At 38.0% G+C, this 18,478-nt stretch carries 17 protein-coding genes; 4 read left to right on the forward strand and 13 right to left on the reverse strand.

From position 1 onward, the window contains the following. Positions 1-192: 192 nt before the first annotated feature. From ytfJ to sppA, 4 genes are all read right to left on the reverse strand, one after another. Positions 193-699, reverse strand: a complete 507-nt coding sequence (ytfJ, locus tag AB7942_RS11970; protein WP_369447021.1) for a GerW family sporulation protein — start codon at positions 697-699, stop codon at positions 193-195. A 17-nt stretch (positions 700-716) separates the two neighbouring features. Continuing rightward, complete coding sequence (locus AB7942_RS11975; RefSeq protein WP_369447022.1) at positions 717-1,388, reverse strand: DUF2953 domain-containing protein; 672 nt, start codon at positions 1,386-1,388, stop codon at positions 717-719. A gap of 103 nt (positions 1,389-1,491) precedes the next feature. Beyond that, a complete protein-coding gene (locus AB7942_RS11980; protein WP_369447023.1) occupies positions 1,492-1,959 on the reverse strand; it encodes an RDD family protein in 468 nt (155 codons plus the stop codon). A gap of 12 nt (positions 1,960-1,971) precedes the next feature. Continuing rightward, positions 1,972-2,982: a signal peptide peptidase SppA gene (gene sppA / locus AB7942_RS11985; protein ID WP_369447024.1), complete on the reverse strand. Its 1,011-nt coding sequence runs from the start codon at positions 2,980-2,982 to the stop codon at positions 1,972-1,974. Between the two features lie 168 nt (positions 2,983-3,150). Between sppA and AB7942_RS11990 the strand changes: the two genes are divergently transcribed. Further along, positions 3,151-3,954, forward strand: a complete 804-nt coding sequence (locus AB7942_RS11990; protein WP_369447025.1) for an NAD kinase — start codon at positions 3,151-3,153, stop codon at positions 3,952-3,954. A 43-nt stretch (positions 3,955-3,997) separates the two neighbouring features. Here AB7942_RS11990 and rarD read toward each other — a convergent pair whose 3' ends face one another. From rarD to refZ, 7 genes are all read right to left on the reverse strand, one after another. After that, entirely contained in the window at positions 3,998-4,930 is a 933-nt protein-coding gene (rarD, locus tag AB7942_RS11995) for an EamA family transporter RarD (RefSeq protein ID WP_369447026.1), read from the reverse strand. Between the two features lie 312 nt (positions 4,931-5,242). Then, entirely contained in the window at positions 5,243-6,829 is a 1,587-nt protein-coding gene (gene mbcS, locus AB7942_RS12000) for an acyl-CoA synthetase MbcS (RefSeq protein ID WP_369447027.1), read from the reverse strand. Between the two features lie 167 nt (positions 6,830-6,996). Next, positions 6,997-7,200: an alpha/beta-type small acid-soluble spore protein gene (locus AB7942_RS12005; RefSeq protein ID WP_098933347.1), complete on the reverse strand. Its 204-nt coding sequence runs from the start codon at positions 7,198-7,200 to the stop codon at positions 6,997-6,999. Between the two features lie 100 nt (positions 7,201-7,300). Beyond that, a complete protein-coding gene (gene thiI / locus AB7942_RS12010) occupies positions 7,301-8,506 on the reverse strand; it encodes a tRNA uracil 4-sulfurtransferase ThiI (protein ID WP_369447028.1) in 1,206 nt (401 codons plus the stop codon). Beyond that, positions 8,507-9,649: a cysteine desulfurase family protein gene (locus AB7942_RS12015; protein ID WP_369447029.1), complete on the reverse strand. Its 1,143-nt coding sequence runs from the start codon at positions 9,647-9,649 to the stop codon at positions 8,507-8,509. A gap of 284 nt (positions 9,650-9,933) precedes the next feature. After that, positions 9,934-11,622: a septation ring formation regulator EzrA gene (gene ezrA / locus AB7942_RS12020; RefSeq protein WP_369447030.1), complete on the reverse strand. Its 1,689-nt coding sequence runs from the start codon at positions 11,620-11,622 to the stop codon at positions 9,934-9,936. A gap of 247 nt (positions 11,623-11,869) precedes the next feature. Further along, positions 11,870-12,502, reverse strand: coding sequence for a forespore capture DNA-binding protein RefZ (gene refZ / locus AB7942_RS12025; RefSeq protein ID WP_088089263.1), 633 nt, complete (start codon positions 12,500-12,502; stop codon positions 11,870-11,872). A 156-nt stretch (positions 12,503-12,658) separates the two neighbouring features. Here refZ and AB7942_RS12030 point away from each other — a divergent pair, with 156 nt between their 5' ends. Beyond that, positions 12,659-13,141 (forward strand): GAF domain-containing protein, encoded by a 483-nt coding sequence (locus tag AB7942_RS12030; protein WP_369447031.1) that lies wholly within the window; start codon positions 12,659-12,661, stop codon positions 13,139-13,141. A gap of 38 nt (positions 13,142-13,179) precedes the next feature. Here the strand turns inward: AB7942_RS12030 and megL are convergent, their stop codons facing one another. Together megL and AB7942_RS12040 are read right to left on the reverse strand one after the other, a co-directional pair. Further along, positions 13,180-14,364 carry a methionine gamma-lyase gene (gene megL / locus AB7942_RS12035; RefSeq protein ID WP_369447032.1) on the reverse strand — a complete coding sequence of 395 codons (1,185 nt, stop codon included), beginning with the start codon at positions 14,362-14,364 and terminating at the stop codon, positions 13,180-13,182. A 91-nt stretch (positions 14,365-14,455) separates the two neighbouring features. Beyond that, complete coding sequence (locus tag AB7942_RS12040) at positions 14,456-15,886, reverse strand: sensor domain-containing diguanylate cyclase (protein ID WP_369447033.1); 1,431 nt, start codon at positions 15,884-15,886, stop codon at positions 14,456-14,458. A 389-nt stretch (positions 15,887-16,275) separates the two neighbouring features. Here AB7942_RS12040 and rpsD point away from each other — a divergent pair, with 389 nt between their 5' ends. Further along, entirely contained in the window at positions 16,276-16,878 is a 603-nt protein-coding gene (gene rpsD / locus AB7942_RS12045; RefSeq protein ID WP_088089267.1) for a 30S ribosomal protein S4, read from the forward strand. Between the two features lie 405 nt (positions 16,879-17,283). Then, on the forward strand, positions 17,284-18,478 hold a 1,195-nt coding region (locus tag AB7942_RS12050; RefSeq protein ID WP_369447034.1), incomplete at its 3' end, for a hypothetical protein.

Here is an 18,478-nt window from a genome sequence, read left to right on the forward strand (position 1 = left end):
TACATCCTCCTTTGTCGTATCCAAGTTCAAGCGATTGTTGTAAACCACTTCACTTCAAATATGTACAGTGTAAATATATCTTTTCAAAATCTATTTTGCAATTATTTAGACTTAATCGAAAATCATAAGCATCTGTTTAGCTACATGAAAAAAGTTAACCTTCCTAATCCTCTGGAAGATTAACCTTTCCTACTATAATTCAAGCTCTGCTTTTGGTTTATTCTCGTTTTTAGTTCCTTGCGAACTATTTTGCTGTTGGCCTTGGTCCTTTTTTGAGAACATTTGCTGAATTTTATCAATCGCTGATGGAGCAAGTTCAAGTATTTTCTCATACAAATGGGTGCTTTCATCTAGGTGAAGCATTTTAACTCCATGAGAGTTGACAATTAAAAAAGCAATTGGGGTAATAGAAACACCGCCCCCGCTCCCTCCCCCAAATGGATGGGATGAACCTTTACTTTGTCCTTGACCTTGTTCTTTTCCTTGTCCTTGTCCTTGACCTTGACCTTGACTTTGAGATCCTTCGAGCTTAAATTCACTACCACCTGCAGCAAATCCAAAGCCTACTTTCGATACTGTCAAAATAACACTGCCGTCTGGGGTCTCAACTGGGTCCCCTATAATCGTATTAACGTCAATCATTTCTTTCAAACTTTCCATTGCAGTTGTCATCAAACCTTGAATTGGGTGGTCAGACATGGCTGTTTCCTCCTTTTTCAAACGGATTTTGTTTTATCATTTGCAAAATTAGTTTTCTTTTTAAAGTGCGGAAGTCCGCCCTTCCAGAATCTAAACAGTTTTAATCCTGCTAGAATAGCATACCCGATACGAAACTGAATAATACATGTAAATCTTGTTTGAATTACGGCTGCTTGAAAGTGTGGGGTAACCGTTATTTTGGGCATTTCTTTAAGTTTGAAATAATGACTGAGAAGCCCTATGATGCTCCCCTTAAAGGCCCATATTGCTCCGGTTATTGTCCCAGTGTGCGCCGCATCTCCTAGACCAATCAGCGTATTCCATTCTAAGCCTTTCATTGTGACCTTCCGAAAAAATTTCCTGACAATACGATGTAATCCGAACACATGATTAAGTAATTTTTTGGCATTTGATAAATTAGTCTCCACATCTTCAGTGGTGATTTGATTCGAGCCTTTTTTAGTTGATTCTCCTGCGGAATCGCCCATTTTAGTATTACTTTCTACAACTATGCTAGGAGAATTATCATCCACTTTTATTAACGGAACATTAATTGTATATTTTATTAACCCGAACCATATCTTTAATTTTATCTTTAGCTCGTCGTTGTCATTATGATGATAATAATTAATAAGGATCGTTAATTTAGTAAAAAGAATGAGAATGAATAAGAGCAATAGAATGGACAAAACCAGGAGCACCCAAAACAATTTCAATCACAACCTTTCAGCGGGTAGTATTTGCTTTTATACAAAAAAATAAACCTACCAACAATTGTTGATAGGTTTATTTTCACCGTTCCACATGGATAACTGTCGTGTCAGTGAAGAGATCATGCAAGCCCTGTTTTTTTGGTAAAAAAGCGACAATGATATATCCAAAGATAATCGTTGCCGATATAAATCGGCCGATCCATTCTCGAAAGAGAATGGTTCCCCAAGTCAATTGATTATTTTTTAAATCGACTACCTTCAATCCAAACACCATTTTCCCAAGGGTTTGATTAAAATATTTTGTCATCAAGACGAAATATAAATAAAAGATGACCGCCGATGAAATGGATACTGGCGCAAACATATTGGTTTCTGATAAAGGAATATCCAATAATCGAAATATAGGTTTAATTAGCAGCCGTACAATGCTTCCTACGACCACTAAATCAAGCAGATACGCCCAAAAGCGCATCCAGAAGCCCGCATACCGAACGGTATAATTTTCCTTTCTTTCAGTCGTGGTTTCTTGATATTCATTTATTTCCATTAATTAGCCCCCCTATTCTGCATACAGATACATGAGACGTGGAGAATTCGGCTTCGAAAGTATTTGCATTAATCCGGCCATTTCAACGTTTTCACCCATAAATTTCTTTGCCTGCATAGTAAATAAAGAACCCAAACCAAGAGAATCTGAATAACGGACCACCTGCGCACCTTTGAGCTTTTCTTGTTTTTTCATAAGCTTCACTACATCGTCTAAGTAGCCAAATCCATCAATTAGGTGTAAATCCTTCGCTTGTCGTCCATCGTAAACACGGCCGTCAGCAATTTTTTTCACCTGGGCGACTGGCAAGTTACGCCCTTCTGAAATCACTTTGACAAATCCTTCATAGGAATTATTGATCATCGACTGTAATATTTGCCGTTCTTCATCTGTCATTTTTCTTGTTGGGCTCATAATGTCCTTATGCTTGCCACTTTTTATGGTGACAAAATCAACCCCATACTTATCAGCAAGACCTTCATAATTGATGCCTTCCATAATAACCCCAAGGCTGCCCGTCATCGTCTCAGGACTTGCATAAATCTTTTTTGCAGCAGTTGAAATATAATATCCTCCTGATGCTGCCATTGAACCCATTGATATATAGACTGGTTTTTTACTGTTTTTTTGAATTTCCACTAGCTTATCGTGAATCTCTGCACTTTCAACCACGCCGCCGCCCGGTGAGTTAACCTTTACAATTATCCCTTTTACAGAATCATCTTCGTTTATGTAGTTTAACTTTTTCATAAAATCCTGATGATTATAGCCTGAACTTCCAAGCAAAGAAGCTGATTCCCCTGTGTCCTGAATGACACCATTTACATCGAGAATCACTATTTTCTTTAATTCGTTGCCTTCTTTGACAACCTCTTCCGTAAAAGGCTGCTCAGCTGATGCCATAAAGTCGGTAAAATCAGTTTGTATTCCTTTAAAAGCAGTAGCAGATAAAAAATTAATTACCACAGAAACAAAAAATAACGCTGCCGCAATCCCTAAAGCGGCCCACCGTTTTCCATTCATAGAAATGTAAGTCCCCCTTTTTCTTTTGTCTAAAATTTATGTCCTGCTTTTATATTGTTTCTATAAAATGCTAAACTAATTTCAGACTAACATTATTTTGCCAAAGATTATTTATCGGTTGGATAATCATGTTACAATTATCTCATCTTTTTACAGGGGGTACATAAAATGGGAAATAGACGTAATATTTTCTTGTATCACAAACGGGATGCGGACATGCTTTCAAAGGTAGCTCCTCTAGTGGAAGTTGCAAACCGGTATGGCTTTACGATTGTCAGCGATTACCGAAACGCTAATATTATTGCCAGTGTAGGTGATGACGGCACATTTCTACAAGCTGTTAGGAAAACAGGCTTCCGTGATGATTGCCTTTATATGGGGATTTCAACCAATGATAGTTTGAATATGTATTGTGATTTCCGAATTAATGATATTTCAAAAATGATTGACGTTATTATTACAAATGAAAATATAAAAGTCCGTCGGTATCCGCTAATTGAGGTTTCTGTTGATGGGCAAGGTACTTTTCCTTGCTTAAACGAATTCAGCATCCGCTCTTCAATCATAAAGACACTAGTGGTAGATGTCTTTATTAACCAGCTCCATTTAGAAACTTTCCGCGGGGATGGACTAATTGTTGCCACACCAACTGGAAGTACTGCTTATAACAAATCGGTGAACGGGTCGATTGTTGACCCCCTTCTACCCTGCATGCAGGTTAGTGAAGTAGCATCCCTAAATACAAACAGTTACCGGACATTAGGTTCCTCCTTTATTGTTGGAAATGAAAGGACACTTACACTCAAAGTAATATCCGAAGGCAATGATCATCCAACCATGGGGATGGATAATGAAGCATTAAGCATTCGACACGTTGAGAAAATCAGCATAAGAATAAGTGATAGAAAGTTAAAAACACTCAAACTAAAAGACAACTCCTTCTGGGAAAAAGTGAAACGGACTTTTTTATAAAGCTAAAAAAACCTTATCCTATGTCAGGGATAAGGTTTTTTCATTATATACTCGTGCTCTTTTCTTTTCGCAAATGTAACCATTGTGGAGACAATAGTTTTGTTTTTGAAAGGGAATAAATTGTTAACGCGGACCAGATGAACATAAAGGATAGAAGTTGTATTTTTGAAAAATGTTCATGATAGATAAATACCCCTAATAATAAGGTTAATGTAGGTGCAATATATTGGAGAAATCCTAATAAAGATAAGGGAATTTTTTGTGCTCCTTTTGCAAAATAAAGAAGCGGCACTGCTGTTGCAACTCCAGCACCGATTAAAAGCAGATCGGTTTGGATTCCTGATGTTATAAAGGAATTGGATCCATTCATAAATAAGTAACCAATATAGATGGCGGCAACAGGTGTAACAACCAGTGTTTCTAATGTTAATCCGACTGCAAAATCAACGTTTATTAACTTTTTCGCTAAACCATACAATCCAAAGGATAGGGCCAAAGAAATGGCAATCCACGGAAACTGACCATGCGAAATGGAAATAATCAATACCCCTATTGCAGCTAAAATGAAAGAGACGTATTGATAAATAGTTAATTTTTCCTTAAGAACAATCATACCTAATAAAATACTAATTAATGGATTGATATAATATCCAAGGCTAGCTTCAATCATATGACCACTATTAACCGCCCAAATATATATGAACCAATTCACACTTATTAATAAGGAGGCAATCGTCAGGGCATACATTTGTTTTTTATTCTTAGCGAACCCTTTAATGGTTTGAAGAAATAGCCCTAATTTTTTGGTTAGGAAGAGAATGATGATCATAAAAATAAACGACCATAAAACACGGCTCGCTAAAATTTCCTTGGCATTAACATTGTCTAAAAGCTTCCAATAAATCGGCAATAATCCCCACAACAAGTAAGAAAAGCCGGCATAAATGACTCCTTTTTGCGTTTCAGTCTTTTTCATCTGTTTTCGAGCCCCTATTCTTTCTAGTTTCGAAATAATTTCTATTATAACTCGAAACATTGTGAAATGGGGAATTTTTTGCTTCCATTAAAAAGCAGACGGAATTCCGCCTGCTTCCTTGAAATATTATCTCTGTTAAACTTGCCTGTTAATTTCCGCTCCAGGCGCGGGCGGTTCGCGGGCGGTCCGGGGAGCCTCCTCGGTGCTAAGCGCCTGCGGGGTCTCCCCTACCCCGTCCTCCCGCAGGAGTCTTCGCGCCTTCCGCTCCAATCAACATAATGCCAAAATCAACAATGAACTTTATATATTAACCTAAACTTGTTTAGCCGCCTCGAGTTCCTTTTTGCGGAGTTCAATTCGACGGATTTTCCCTGAGGTTGTTTTTGGAAGTTCACTCAAATATTCTATTTTTCTAGGGTACTTATATGGAGCTGTAAGTGTTTTGACATGCTCCTGCAAGTTCTTTGTTAATTCTGGGTCCGTTGAATCAATATCCTCTTGTAAGACCACAAATGCTTTGACAATAAAGCCACGAATTTCATCAGGGCTTGCCACGACGGCACATTCCTTAACAAATGGATGTTTAACGAGCGCATCCTCCACTTCAAATGGTCCAATTGTATAGCCCGAGCTAATGATAATATCATCACCGCGGCCTTCAAACCAGAAGTAGCCATCTTGATCCATTTTGGCTTTATCGCCTGTTACATAATAGTCACCTCGGAACTGCATTGCCGTTCTTTCTGGATCTTTGTAATAATTTTTGAAAAGAGCTGGAGTTTCTACATGGACGGCAATATCGCCCACTTCTCCGACAGCACAAACCCGGCCTTCTTCGTTAATGATTTCAACTCTATTTCCAGGTGTCGGCTTGCCCATGGATCCAGACTTCAATTCCATCCCTTTTGTAACGCCTACTAGCAAGGTATTTTCAGTTTGTCCATAACCATCACGGACATCAATATTAAAATGCTTTCTAAACGTATTAATAACCTCTCTATTTAAAGGTTCACCTGCTGAAACCGCACTATGAAGATTTGGCAATTGATAATCAGCTAAATTATCTACCTTCGCCATTAATCGATATTCGGTAGGTGTACAACAAAGGACATTGACATCATATTTTTGAAGGAGGCTCAAATATTTTTTCGGATCAAATTTTCCGTTGTAGACTAATCCTGTTCCTCCCGAGCCAAGTACCGATAGGAAGGGACTCCAAATCCATTTTTGCCAGCCTGGACCCGCAGTTGCCCAAACCGTATCACCATCTTCAATACAAAGCCACTTTGGCGCAGCTGTTTTTAAATGAGCATAGGCCCATCCGTGCGTATGAACAACCCCTTTAGGATTCCCTGTTGTGCCGGAGGTATAGGACAAAAATGCCATATCGTCTCTAAACGTATCTGCGAGCACCAATTCTTCTGATGCATCTTTCATCTCTTCGTCCAAATGAATCCAGCCTTCTTCAGACCCCCCGATAGTAAATTTCACCAAAGCTTGTGGTGCCGTTATATTTTCAAATTGATCAACGAATGGATAATAACTAATGATCCCCTTAACATCACCGTGTGTAATACGATACTTCAGGTCTTTTTCCTTTAACATTTCAGAGCTTGGAATGACAACCATTCCAGCTTTTAATGCGGCTAAATAAACAACATATGCTTCAATCAGACGGGGCACGATTACAAGGACCACATCGCCCCTGTTTAAACCATTCTTGGCGAAAACATTCCCAGCTTGGTTAACCTTCTTCATTAATTGCTGATATGTAACTTGTTTTGTCTCTCCAGTCTCATTCTCCCACTTCAATGCGACTCTGTTCGGTTCTTTGGCAAAACGCTCCATTTCAGAAACAAGATTATACTTTTCTGGTGCAATTAAATCTTCCCGCTTCATACTTCTCCCCCTTAACTTTTTCGTATTTATCCCACAAAATTAATTATACAAAATTATTTAAAAATTTTAAATTGCTATTCATTTAAAAATATTTTTCACTATCTTGAGCATAAAAAAGAGAGCGGGGGAAGCCCCACGCTCTCTGTAGCCATCGTATTAATTTTTTATTAACGAGAGAATCCGCCGCCTAATTGTGATTCAGCCATTGCTACTAGACGCTTCGTGATTTCACCACCAACAGAACCGTTAGCGCGTGAAGTAGTGTCAGCACCAAGATTTACACCAAATTCAGTAGCAATTTCATATTTCATTTGGCTAAGAGCTTGTTCAACACCAGGAACTATTAATTGATTTGAGTTGTTGCTTGCCATGTGATATCACCTCCTTGTGAGTATAGAATGTGTAGAACTTATTAGCTTCATTCTATATTACAATTGGTAATTGTTCACAAAATATTCGAATTTTACCTTTTTAAAATAATTCTCTAAATTCTGAGTGCTGCTTGTCATCAGGTTTAATGACAAGCGTCTCTGTCTCTTGCACCGCTTCATGAATGAGTGGTTCGAAATCAAAGAAGCTTTCATAATGCTGAACCTTTTCCCTTTTTGGCTTTGTTTTTGGAGAAGCTGGGACAAAGATGGTACAGCAATCCTCAAACGGCCTATTCGAAATTTCAAGTGTATCAATTTCCTCTGCGATTTTAATGATATCCGTTTTATCCATCGTAATCAATGGACGCAAAAGAGGTGTATTTGTTACATCATTGATTGCGTACATACTCTCAAGCGTCTGGCTCGCAACCTGCCCGAGGCTTTCACCGGTAATTATAGCAAGACCTTCATGTTTTTTCCTAATCTCATCCGTGATTCGAAGCATCATCCTTCTCGTTGATGTCATCGAATAATTTTCAGGTACTTGTTCGCGAATTGTTTGCTGAATATCAGTAAACGGGACGATGTGCAAGGTCATCGATCCATATATTTCAGCCAGTTTTTTTGAAAGGTCAATGACCTTTTCCTTTGATCGTTCACTTGTAAATGGGGGGCTGAAAAAATGAACCGCTTCGATTTCTAGTCCCCTCTTCATTGCCATATAGCCGGCAACAGGGCTGTCAATTCCACCAGAAAGCATGAGCATGGCTTTTCCACTTGATCCAATTGGAAGTCCACCGGCGCCCTGAATGGTTTCGCATGATAGGTAAATCGCTTCTTTTCTGACTTCAATCCGTAAATTAATATCCGGATTTTTCACATCCACTTTGAGTCCAGAAATATGCTGCAACAAATGGCCGCCAAGGGTGTGGTTAATTCCGTCCGTATCCAACTCAAATGTTTTATCAGATCTTTTCGGAGTAATTTTGAAGGTTTGACCCTTCTTGTATAGGGAGCGCATCATATCAAGTGAAGTCTGTTTTAATACCTCAATATCTCTTTCCAGCTTGATGGCCGGACTAAAGGATTGGATTCCAAATATATTCTTTAATTTTCCAATAATTGCTTCGCTGCTTTCACCATTTAATAAGACATACATCCGATCACGGCTTGCTTCTACTTTAATTTTTGGGAAGGGAGCAAGAGCAAGTCTAACACTTTTTCTTAATTTTTCTACAAATTGATTGCGATTTCTTCCTTTTGTCGATATTTCACCGTAGCGAATGAGTATACGATCATATTCCATCTATTTCATAACCTTTCGTAATTGGTTTGCGGATTCTTTAAAAGCAACTAGAGCTGTCATTGCCTCTTCTCTGGTATTCTCAAATGAGAGACTAATCCGGATGGCACTTTCAGCTTGCGTTTCATGAACGCCCATTGCGAGAAGCGTTTTACTTGGTGATTTCTTTTTTGAGGAACATGCACTTGTGGTGGATACAAAGATACCTTTCCGCTCAAGTGAATGAATGAATACTTCTGATTTTATTCCCTTTAATGAGAAATTTAAAATATGGGGTGCTGCATTTTCAGTAGGTGTATGAATTTGAACACCTTCTATTTCTGCTAACCCCTTCCTGAGCAGGCTGTGGATATTCTTCATTCGTTCCATCTCTGCTTCGCCTTTCATTAATGTCATCCTAAGTGCCTTTGCCATTGCAACGGCGCCTGCCACATTTTCTGTACCGCTTCGAATCTTCCGTTCCTGATTGCCGCCAGAAAATAATGGAGCAAGTCTCACACCCTCACGGATAAAAAGGGCACCGGTGCCTTTTAAGCCATGAAATTTATGACCGGATATCGAACAAAGATCCACTCTGTTTTTATAGAGAGAAAGGGGAATCTTTCCTATTCCTTGGACTGCATCAACATGAAATAAAATCGTTGGATGTTTTTTTAATAGGTCTCCAATTTCTTTAATTGGCTGAACCGTCCCCACTTCATTATTCACCTGCATAATGGATATTAAAATGGTATCTTTTCTTATCGCTTTTTCAAGATCCGAAACATTAATTCTTCCAAACCTGTCAACAGGCAAGTAAGTTATCTCAAAACCCTCCTGTTCAAGCTGTTCCATTGCGGCTCTAACTGATGGATGTTCAACACTTGATGTAATCAGGTGCCGACCCTTATTTTTATGTAATAAAGCAGATCCCTTTATCGCTATATTATTTCCTTCCGTGCCCCCGGAAGTAAAATATATTTCAGATGGCTTTACTGTTAAGAGCTTGCTTACTTGTTCCCGCGCCTGGGATAGCAGCTTCTCTGCATGTCCCCCCATACTGTGTAGTGAGGAAGGGTTCCCATAATATTCACTAGACACCGTAACAAACGAATCTATAACGTCTTTAAACGGTTTTGTCGTTGCACTATTATCAAAATAAATCATTTTTTCTCCTCCGAACTCTTACAAAAATAAATCTTATCATAAAGACAAAAAAAAGAATAACAAAAAACCGATTCAGCTTAAAAGTGCACTGATCGGTTTTTTGTATGTGTTAAAAGAGTATAATTTTTTGAACTCAGCGATTTGTCTAGCTCCAGCGGCTAGTGTACTTCGCCCTTTTCCCTACGATAAGTCAATCACGAATGCGCTAACGCTCTCCGTGTTTCCTTTATCTCAGTCAAAGTGCTCCAGTCCATACGCCGCGCAGAGGAAGCGAGCTTTTCTTATTATTCTGTTGCAAATGTGGCTTTTATTTTTTTCAATGCATCTGGGTCAATAACATCAAGTGTTGCAGCCGCTTGTTCTAAAGCCACTTGATATTCATAGTGTCTAAATGCCATTTCTGCTTCCAATAATCCTTTGGCTACATTTGGATATTGGCTTTTATAACGATTTCCATATTGAATGGCTTTTTCCGCTAACATCACATTTTCTAGCAGTTCTATCGTTGAATTGGTAAGTTTATCCACCGTTAATACAGCAATTTCTAAATATTGATTGAGAGCAGAAATGTTAAGTGGCTTTTCTTCAAGCTGGTATCTCACATTTTGAATACTTTCATTTGTATCCTCAAATAAATACTTATAATCTTCTGGTAAGCCAGGAACATTACTCTTAGATACGAGACGAACCGTCTCTCCAACTTTCTTGGTAAGTTCTTTAAGCTTTTCTCTTGCTTCAAATTCATCTTTCCTAAGGGCTTGAAGTTTTAAAGCGAAATCTTGCTGCCCTTCTCGGATGATATCCAACTGTTCTTTTACTTGAGCTAACTCTTCACTAACCACTGATTGTGCTGTTTCGTTTAACTTTACTTTTTCAATCAGAATCTCAAAATGTTTATAAACAGTGGAAAGTTCTTTTTCCAGCTGTCGCTGCGTTTCAAAGTCACCTTCAGATAACTGGTAGATTTCTTGAACATGAATGACTTCATTTGAAAGATGACTATTTTCCTCTTGGGCAGAAATAAGAAGTTCACTTGCTATTTTTTCATTTTTTATGACAAAATGCTTGGCGTGTACTTCTTTTTCCAATAAATCGAAAAGGACATCAATTCTTTCCTTTATTTCTTTTATACATTCTACTGCCTCATCAATCTTCGTTGCTTCGATAAGCTCTAGATTCTCAGCCAGTTTCTCTTCTAAGCGTTTGATTTCATTTTCCAAATTAATATGTTCTAAATAGTATTCTTGATCAGACATTTCACGGTATCCGTCATGAATATCTGAAAGCTGATTTGGCAGAAGTGATTGACATTCAATTAACAGCTGTGGAATCAAGTCCATATCTTTTTTAATCATTCCAAGCTGACTATGAATCATTAAAACTACTTCACGGGCTTCAAGATAATTACCATGTTCAGTTTTCTCATCAAATTCCTGAAATTTTAGTGAAACGACGTTGAGTTGTTCCTCTAAGCACTTTTCTGAACTGCCAAAGCTGTGACGATGGGCAAGCAGCATCTTTTTTGATTCCCGATACTGCTCCTTAAGCTCTTCAATTTCAACTCGGTTCTTTTCCTCGCTGCCAACCAATTCATGTAACTCTTCTAATATACTTTTTATTTGATCCTCAGTTTCTTGTAACTTTGCTCCAATAGCTTGCTGGACACCTTTCGCTTTACTGAATCGGTACTTATCTATGTACTCTTCGGCATCAAAAAGCAATTCTTCTAAATCAGGCAGCTGTACCGTTACCACATCGTCCCATTGATTTCGCCAACGTTCGAATAGTTCTTCAGTTTGCCCTGTCATATTAAGCAGCTTCACCTTTGACATTTCATCCAGTACTGGACGATTCATTAAATCGATTTTCCATGCTTCCAATCGATCCATTTCCTTAAAGTACTTTTTCTTTATTAAATACCCAATTACAAATAAGGCTAGTAAAAGGATAAAAAATCCAATGAAATATTTCACAAGTAAGCCCCCTATTTCCCAAAACATTCTTTCAAATTCCAGTTTTCATGCATCTATTATAAAAAAATCTCTTAATGTTCGATTCAATGCTATTATGATACCATGTTAACGACATTTTTTGACTATTATTTTCAATTTTTTTGTAAAATAAATGAAAACTCACCAATTGCCGAGTCTGATAGGACGGTTCATGAGGCGCAGTTGAATTTATGCTTTCCTATTAACTAAAAAAAAATAGCGATTGCCGCTATTTTATGACTGCACTCATTTTCATTGGTACATCCGAGCATAGTGTTTTATCAATCCATAAATTAATATCCTTTAAATATTTCTGCTCAAAAAATGGTTCATTTGGAAAGACATACAAGACTTCCCTCATATAATGTGTATTCATAAATGGCATCATCAATAATCCTTTAAGTTGAATAATTAAATAAGGAATCGAGTGAGGGCGGAATTCATTCCATTCAAAACCACGCTCAAATACTAATTGAAAATAGTATTTTTCCTTAAGTAAATAGGTTGACATGATTTCGCGAACCACTTGCGAATCCATGGACATTTCCCGATAGACAAGACTGGCTAATTTACTATTTTCACATTGATAATGAAGTAAATCTGTGACAATTCGCTTTAAACACTCCTTTGCTCCCTTGTCTATCGATGCGTAGGCTTCTTCCATTTTACTAATATACTGTTCAAAAAAATGCGTAAAGCAATATTCTAGCAGACCTGGTTTATTTTCGAAATGGTAGGCAATCGTTGCCGTATTTACTTTTGCCAGTCGGGCGATATCCCGGATTGATGTTCCAGAGTATCCATTGGACTTAAACAATGTTATAGCGGCCTTAACAATCGCTTCTTTAGCATTTTTCTTCATAATTTGTCCCCCTTCTGGTATACCCAAAAATCCCCTTACATTATAATTCTTTGTTATAACACAGATTCCTTTATGAAAAAATCGACAAAGTCTGCTCATTTTCTTGTAAATTTGATAAAATAATAAATAAAATTGTTGAAACAAAGGGGAAATACCATGTTTAACTTCGAAATGTATACTGCGAGCCGCGAGGAAAATTATAATCTTGTTAAAAAACAACTGCATGCTCTTATTCACGATGAGAACAATCAGATTGCGAATCTCAGCAATGCCAGTGCCCTTTTGAACCAATTTCTTGACCGAATTAATTGGGTCGGATTTTATTTAATGGATACGAATCAACAACTGGTATTAGGACCATTCCAAGGTCTTCCTGCTTGTGTACGAATTCCTTTGGGTAAAGGTGTATGCGGGACATCTGCTTTGAAAAAAGAAACCGTTCTTGTGGCAGATGTTCATCAGTTTCCCGGCCACATTGCTTGTGATGCAGCCTCCCAATCCGAGATTGTTATCCCTCTCATTAAAAATGAGCAGCTAATTGGAGTTCTGGATATTGATTCACCTGAAAAAAATCGTTTTGATGCACTTGATCAACAAATGTTGGAAGAATTTGTTGCAATTTTAGTTGAACATATATAGAAAAAAGCACAGAGAAATTCTCTCTGTGCTTTTTCTCTTTAAATCCTTTCCAGTGCCTGATCCAGGTCTTCTTGAATGTCCTCCCATGCTTCGAGCCCAACAGATAGCCGCAGCAAGTTATCTTCAATCCCCATTTTTTTTCGTTCTTCCTCTGGAACCACGGCATGGGTCATCGTTGCAGGATGCTGAATTAATGTTTCGGCGTCTCCAAGACTTACCGCAATTTTTATTAATTGTAATTGATTCATAAACTGTTGTGCCGATACCTTGGATCCCTTTATCGTGAATGATATGAGCCCGCCTGATTGTTTCATTTGTTTTTTCGCGATCGAATAATCTTGGTGTTCTGGATCCCCAGGGAAATACACTGATTCAATTTTCGGATGACTTTTCATAAATTCAAATAACCTCAGGGCATTTTCACAATGGCGGTCCATGCGCACTGGCAGTGTTTTAATCCCCCTTAACAACAGCCATGCATCAAAAGGAGAGATAATCCCGCCAATATCTTTTTGGGTCGTCCGTGACACCTGCCTAATAAACTCCTTCTCCCCAATGACAAGACCCGCTATAACATCGCCATGTCCACAGATATATTTTGTTGCACTATGAATGACAACATTGCATCCGAGGGTAAGAGGGGTTTGTATATATGGGGAACAAAATGTGTTATCCACAACAACGGGAATCCCTTTTTTATTTGCCACCATCGCCACCAATTCCAAATCTACCAGCTTCATTGTAGGGTTTATTGGCGTTTCAATATAGATACAAGCCGTATTAGGGAGGATTTCTTGATCTAATGCTTCTGCCGATTCCATTAAAGAAAAGTCGTGTTCAATCCCATATTTCCCTTTTAATAGTTCCAACAATCCGAAGGTACAGCCGTATACTCCTTGTGAACATAGGATATGGTCACCTGTTTTTGTTAAGGCTACTAGCACTGCACTCACGGCCGCCATTCCTGACGAAAAAGCTAAGCCTGCCTCACCTTGTTCAAGGACTGCCATCCGTTCTTCCAGTATTTTCACCGTCGGATTTCCCAAGCGTGAATAAATAAATCCCTCTTCTTGCCCTGCAAACCTTCTTTCCCCTTGCTCCGCACTGGTAAATGTAAAGGTAGATGTTTGATATAACGGGGGAACTAAACTGTCTTGATGTTCGTTTGGCCAGTAGCCTGAATGAATAACTTCCGTTTCAAACCGTGATTTCTTTTTCCCCATTTTGGATTCCTCCTGTTTGAAAACGTTTTCATATTTATAATATATTATGTAGGTTGGGGGAATATCGTTAGGGCATTCATAAATGAATGCCCTAACTAACCATTATATTGTTTCCTTGAATGACCACTTTGTTCTTCCCAGTTCCTTTAGCAATATACAACGCTTCATCAGCTCGTTTAAATAAGAAATGATAGGCATCGAGCCGTTCCTTATTCCAATAAGAAACACCACAGGACACTGTAATATGCGGGTCGGAGCATTCGGATACCATTTTAACTAATCTTTCAGCGATTGCTGCCCCTCTGTCTAAAGGGACACCAGGAAGATAAAGGGCCAGTTCTTCCCCACCCCAGCGGGCGCCTATATCTTGCCCGCGAATATTTCGTTTAATAAGGTTTGCAACCTGAACAAGAACTTTATCTCCAACCTGATGGCCGTATGTATCATTTAATTCTTTAAAATTATCAATATCGAGGAGAATAAAGGTACCTTCTTCAATCTCTTTCATTGACCACTGGATTTTTTCATCCAAAAATTTGCGGGAATGGAGCTTGGTAAGGTGGTCTGTAATTACCATATGCTCTAACTCTTCTCTGAGCATTGAATTGGTAAGCGCTAGCGATGAATGATGAACTAGTGACTGCAGGAGCTTAAATGTGTCAAAGGAAAAGAAATAAGGCTTTTGATGCATCACAATGGAGAAACCTTTTAATTTTTCGCTCTGAATCATCGGAATCGCAAGAATCGAATGAAAGCTTGTCATACTCTTTATGTTTTGGAGATTGATATCTCCTATAAATAAAGGATTTTTTTCCTTTTCGATCTTTTCCTTTATATAATCAATGTAGAGTCGGGCCTGTTTAGTGTAAAAGTATGAAGTGGAACCTGGGAGTATTTTTACATTTGCTTGTTCATTTGAGAATAAGAAAAAGCCAACTTCTTGTGCATCAATGGAAGTGATGATTTGTTCTGTCATATATGTCATCGTATCAACCATGCGCAGGTTAGAATTTAAACAATGGGAAGTTTCGTTGATTAATTGTAGGTTTGAGATTTCCCTCTTTGACTGTTGATAGAGGTGGGCATTCTCCATTGAACATCCCGCAGAACCTGCCAATAATGTAAGAAACTCCACCTCATATGCAATAAATTCAGTCGTATCCGCTGCAATTATCTGCAAGACTCCATAGGTTACCTGCTTCCCTTTTAATGGGGCATAAATAATTGCATGTTTTTCAGGGGGGGAATATTCAAATTGAATCTCCCCGGTTGCATATGCATTGATAGCAGCAATATTTTCACTATCATATTCAAGTTCAATAATCGGAAGGTCACTGTGGCTTTGAGTATCCTGTGAAAGCAATAAGGAAAATGAATAGTCAGGGTACACTTCCTTAAGGGCTACGCATAATTCTCCCAAGATGAGATTAACATCAAGGAACGAATGAAGTTTTTCTGTAATTTGTAGTAATTGTTTATATCTATTAACTTGCATGTGTAAATCACATTCGAGAATTTCCATAGGTTTCACCCGATCTAATTCCAGATATATACATAGTACCCTAATTATAGTTAATTTTCAGACACTTTGGCGACATTTATTTGTATAATTTATTAACTTTATTAAAATAATCTTTCCGATAATTTTCTCCTGTATCATCATCCCCAAAAAATATTCTTGACTTTACAGGAATAAAAATTATATAATACTCCTTGTGTAAAATATTGCAGCCTATGTGAAAACTTTATTCGTCTCATTTTATTCCTCTTAAAGGTAGATTGCCCTTAAATGATGGTGTATCTTGTAACCCTTAGCTGCTAGGGCGAAGGTGCATGAAAATAAAATGGCTTTAAAGCGTCTCATAACGGTTTTTATTTTACCAAAATAAAAACACTAAGGAGGAGTCATTCATGGCTCGTTATACTGGCTCTAGCTGGAAAATTTCCCGTCGTCTTGGAATCTCTCTAAGCGGCACAGGTAAAGAATTAGAAAAGCGTCCGTACGCTCCTGGACAACATGGTCCAAACCAACGCAAAAAGCTTTCTGAATACGGATTACAATTACAAGAGAAGCAAAAGCTTCGTCATATGTATGGCGTAACTGAGCGTCAATTCCGTAATCTTTTTGATAGAGCTGGCAAATTAAGCGGCGTACACGGTGAAAACTTCATGATTCTTCTTGAATCACGTCTTGACAACGTTGTTTACCGTTTAGGTCTTGCTCGCACTCGTCGTGCAGCTCGTCAATTAGTAAACCATGGCCACATCTTAGTTGATGGCGCTCGTGTAGATATCCCATCATACCGCTTAAAAGCTGGTCAAACAATCAGCCTACGCGAAAAATCTCGCAATCTTGATGTTGTGAAAGAAGCTGTCGAAGTTAATAACTTCGTTCCTGATTTCTTAACATTTGATGCGGACAAATTAGAAGGTACTTTCACTCGCTTACCAGAGCGTTCTGAATTACCTGCTGAAATCAACGAAACTCTTATCGTCGAGTTCTACTCACGTTAATAAAAACGTGTCGTAGCCAGCAATAATAAAAACCCTAGAAATGTTGATATTACTCAACTTCTAGGGTTTTTTTATTTTTACTATACTTTTGACCTGAACAGAGAGTAACATATTTGTTTGAATTTATTCTCATTAACCGATGGTGCTGGATGAAAACCCATAATTCCTGAATGGAGAATTATCATACACAAACCTCCTTATGATAGAGCCCATATTTCACTATCCTTCCCCGTTAGCACAACAAGAAGCTGCCAAATGACAGCTCTGATCTTCAACTCTAGCACCTATTAGTTAAAAAGTGAAAAGGACAAACAATTAAAAGACAGGCTATTTGCTTAGGACAACTTCCTCCCGTTATACATACGATGCAGTGTAGTTAATAACTTAAAGGGGAGAATTTTTTATATGGGCAAAGACCTCACGAAATATTTTCAAGATAGAGTAATCAAGGTTGATCGAGGCGGACCAGAATCCATAATTGGGATGTTAATGGATGCAAGTGAAGATTATCTCTGCCTTCTCACGGAAGATGATGGGATCGTCTACCACAAAACTAAACATATTAAAAGTTTTACAGATAATCTGAAAGAGCAGTTTAAATTCGACGTTGATGTTCCGAAGGATTTCGAATTTAAAAAAGCTAACAATTTCAAAGACCTGCTTAAATCATTGGTATATCGTTGGGTAAATATCAATCGTGGCAGTACGGAGAAGGTAGAGGGGGTACTCATTGAGGTAAAAAATGATTTAGTTCATTTGGTCAATAATGGGGAAATCATTCGCATTGCCATGTCCCACATTAAAAATGTTAGTTATGGAGTAAAAATTAAAAAGGCTAAATCGGAAAAACATGAGTCACGTCAAAAATCAAACGATAAGAGTGAAAATAACAACAATAAAACCAATAGCAGCCCTAAGAGAACTTCACAAAAATCACGTCAAAAATCAAACGATAAGAGTGAAAATAACAACAATAACACCTATTGTAGCCCTCAGGTAACTTCCCAAATATTACGTCAAGAATCAAACGTTGAGAGTGAAGATAACAACAATAACACCAATAATAGCCCTCTGGGAACTTCCCAAATATTACGTCAAGAATCAAACGTTGAGAGTGAAAATAACAACAATAACACCTATTGTAGCCATCTGGGAACTTCCCAAATATTACGTCAAGAATCAAACGTTGAGAGTGAAAATAACAACAATAACACCAATAATAGCCCTCTGGGAACTTCCCAAATATTGCGTCAAGAATCAACTGATGAGAGTGAAAATAACAACAATAACACCAATAATAGCCCTCTGGGAACTTCCCAAATATTACGTCAAGAATCAAACGATGAGAGTGAAAATAACAACAATAACACCAATAATAGCCCTCAGGGAACTTCCCAAATATTGCCAACCGATGAGAGTGAAGATTACAACAATAACACCAATAGTAGCCCTCAGGGAACTTCCCAAATATTATGTCAAGAATCAAACGATGAGAGTGAAAATAACAATAATAACACCAATAGTAGCCCTCAGGGAACTTCCCAAATATTACCTCAAGAATCAAACGATGAGAGTGAAAATAACAACAATAACACCAATA

The sequence above is a fragment of the Neobacillus sp. BF23-41 genome (assembly GCF_041106275.1).

Bases quoted from the DNA above. Each gene is read 5' to 3' on its own strand.
- AB7942_RS12015 (WP_369447029.1), bottom strand. From the start codon at position 9,649: ATGATTTATTTTGATAATAGTGCAACGACAAAACCGTTTAAAGACGTT.
- megL (WP_369447032.1), bottom strand. From the start codon at position 14,364: ATGGGGAAAAAGAAATCACGGTTTGAAACGGAAGTTATTCATTCAGGC.
- sppA (WP_369447024.1), bottom strand. From the start codon at position 2,982: ATGAATGGAAAACGGTGGGCCGCTTTAGGGATTGCGGCAGCGTTATTT.
- ytfJ (WP_369447021.1), bottom strand. From the start codon at position 699: ATGTCTGACCACCCAATTCAAGGTTTGATGACAACTGCAATGGAAAGT.
- AB7942_RS11990 (WP_369447025.1), top strand. From the start codon at position 3,151: ATGGGAAATAGACGTAATATTTTCTTGTATCACAAACGGGATGCGGAC.
- AB7942_RS12030 (WP_369447031.1), top strand. From the start codon at position 12,659: ATGTTTAACTTCGAAATGTATACTGCGAGCCGCGAGGAAAATTATAAT.
- refZ (WP_088089263.1), bottom strand. From the start codon at position 12,502: ATGAAGAAAAATGCTAAAGAAGCGATTGTTAAGGCCGCTATAACATTG.
- AB7942_RS12040 (WP_369447033.1), bottom strand. From the start codon at position 15,886: ATGGAAATTCTCGAATGTGATTTACACATGCAAGTTAATAGATATAAA.
- rarD (WP_369447026.1), bottom strand. From the start codon at position 4,930: ATGAAAAAGACTGAAACGCAAAAAGGAGTCATTTATGCCGGCTTTTCT.
- mbcS (WP_369447027.1), bottom strand. From the start codon at position 6,829: ATGAAGCGGGAAGATTTAATTGCACCAGAAAAGTATAATCTTGTTTCT.
- AB7942_RS12005 (WP_098933347.1), bottom strand. From the start codon at position 7,200: ATGGCAAGCAACAACTCAAATCAATTAATAGTTCCTGGTGTTGAACAA.
- thiI (WP_369447028.1), bottom strand. From the start codon at position 8,506: ATGGAATATGATCGTATACTCATTCGCTACGGTGAAATATCGACAAAA.
- AB7942_RS11980 (WP_369447023.1), bottom strand. From the start codon at position 1,959: ATGGAAATAAATGAATATCAAGAAACCACGACTGAAAGAAAGGAAAAT.
- rpsD (WP_088089267.1), top strand. From the start codon at position 16,276: ATGGCTCGTTATACTGGCTCTAGCTGGAAAATTTCCCGTCGTCTTGGA.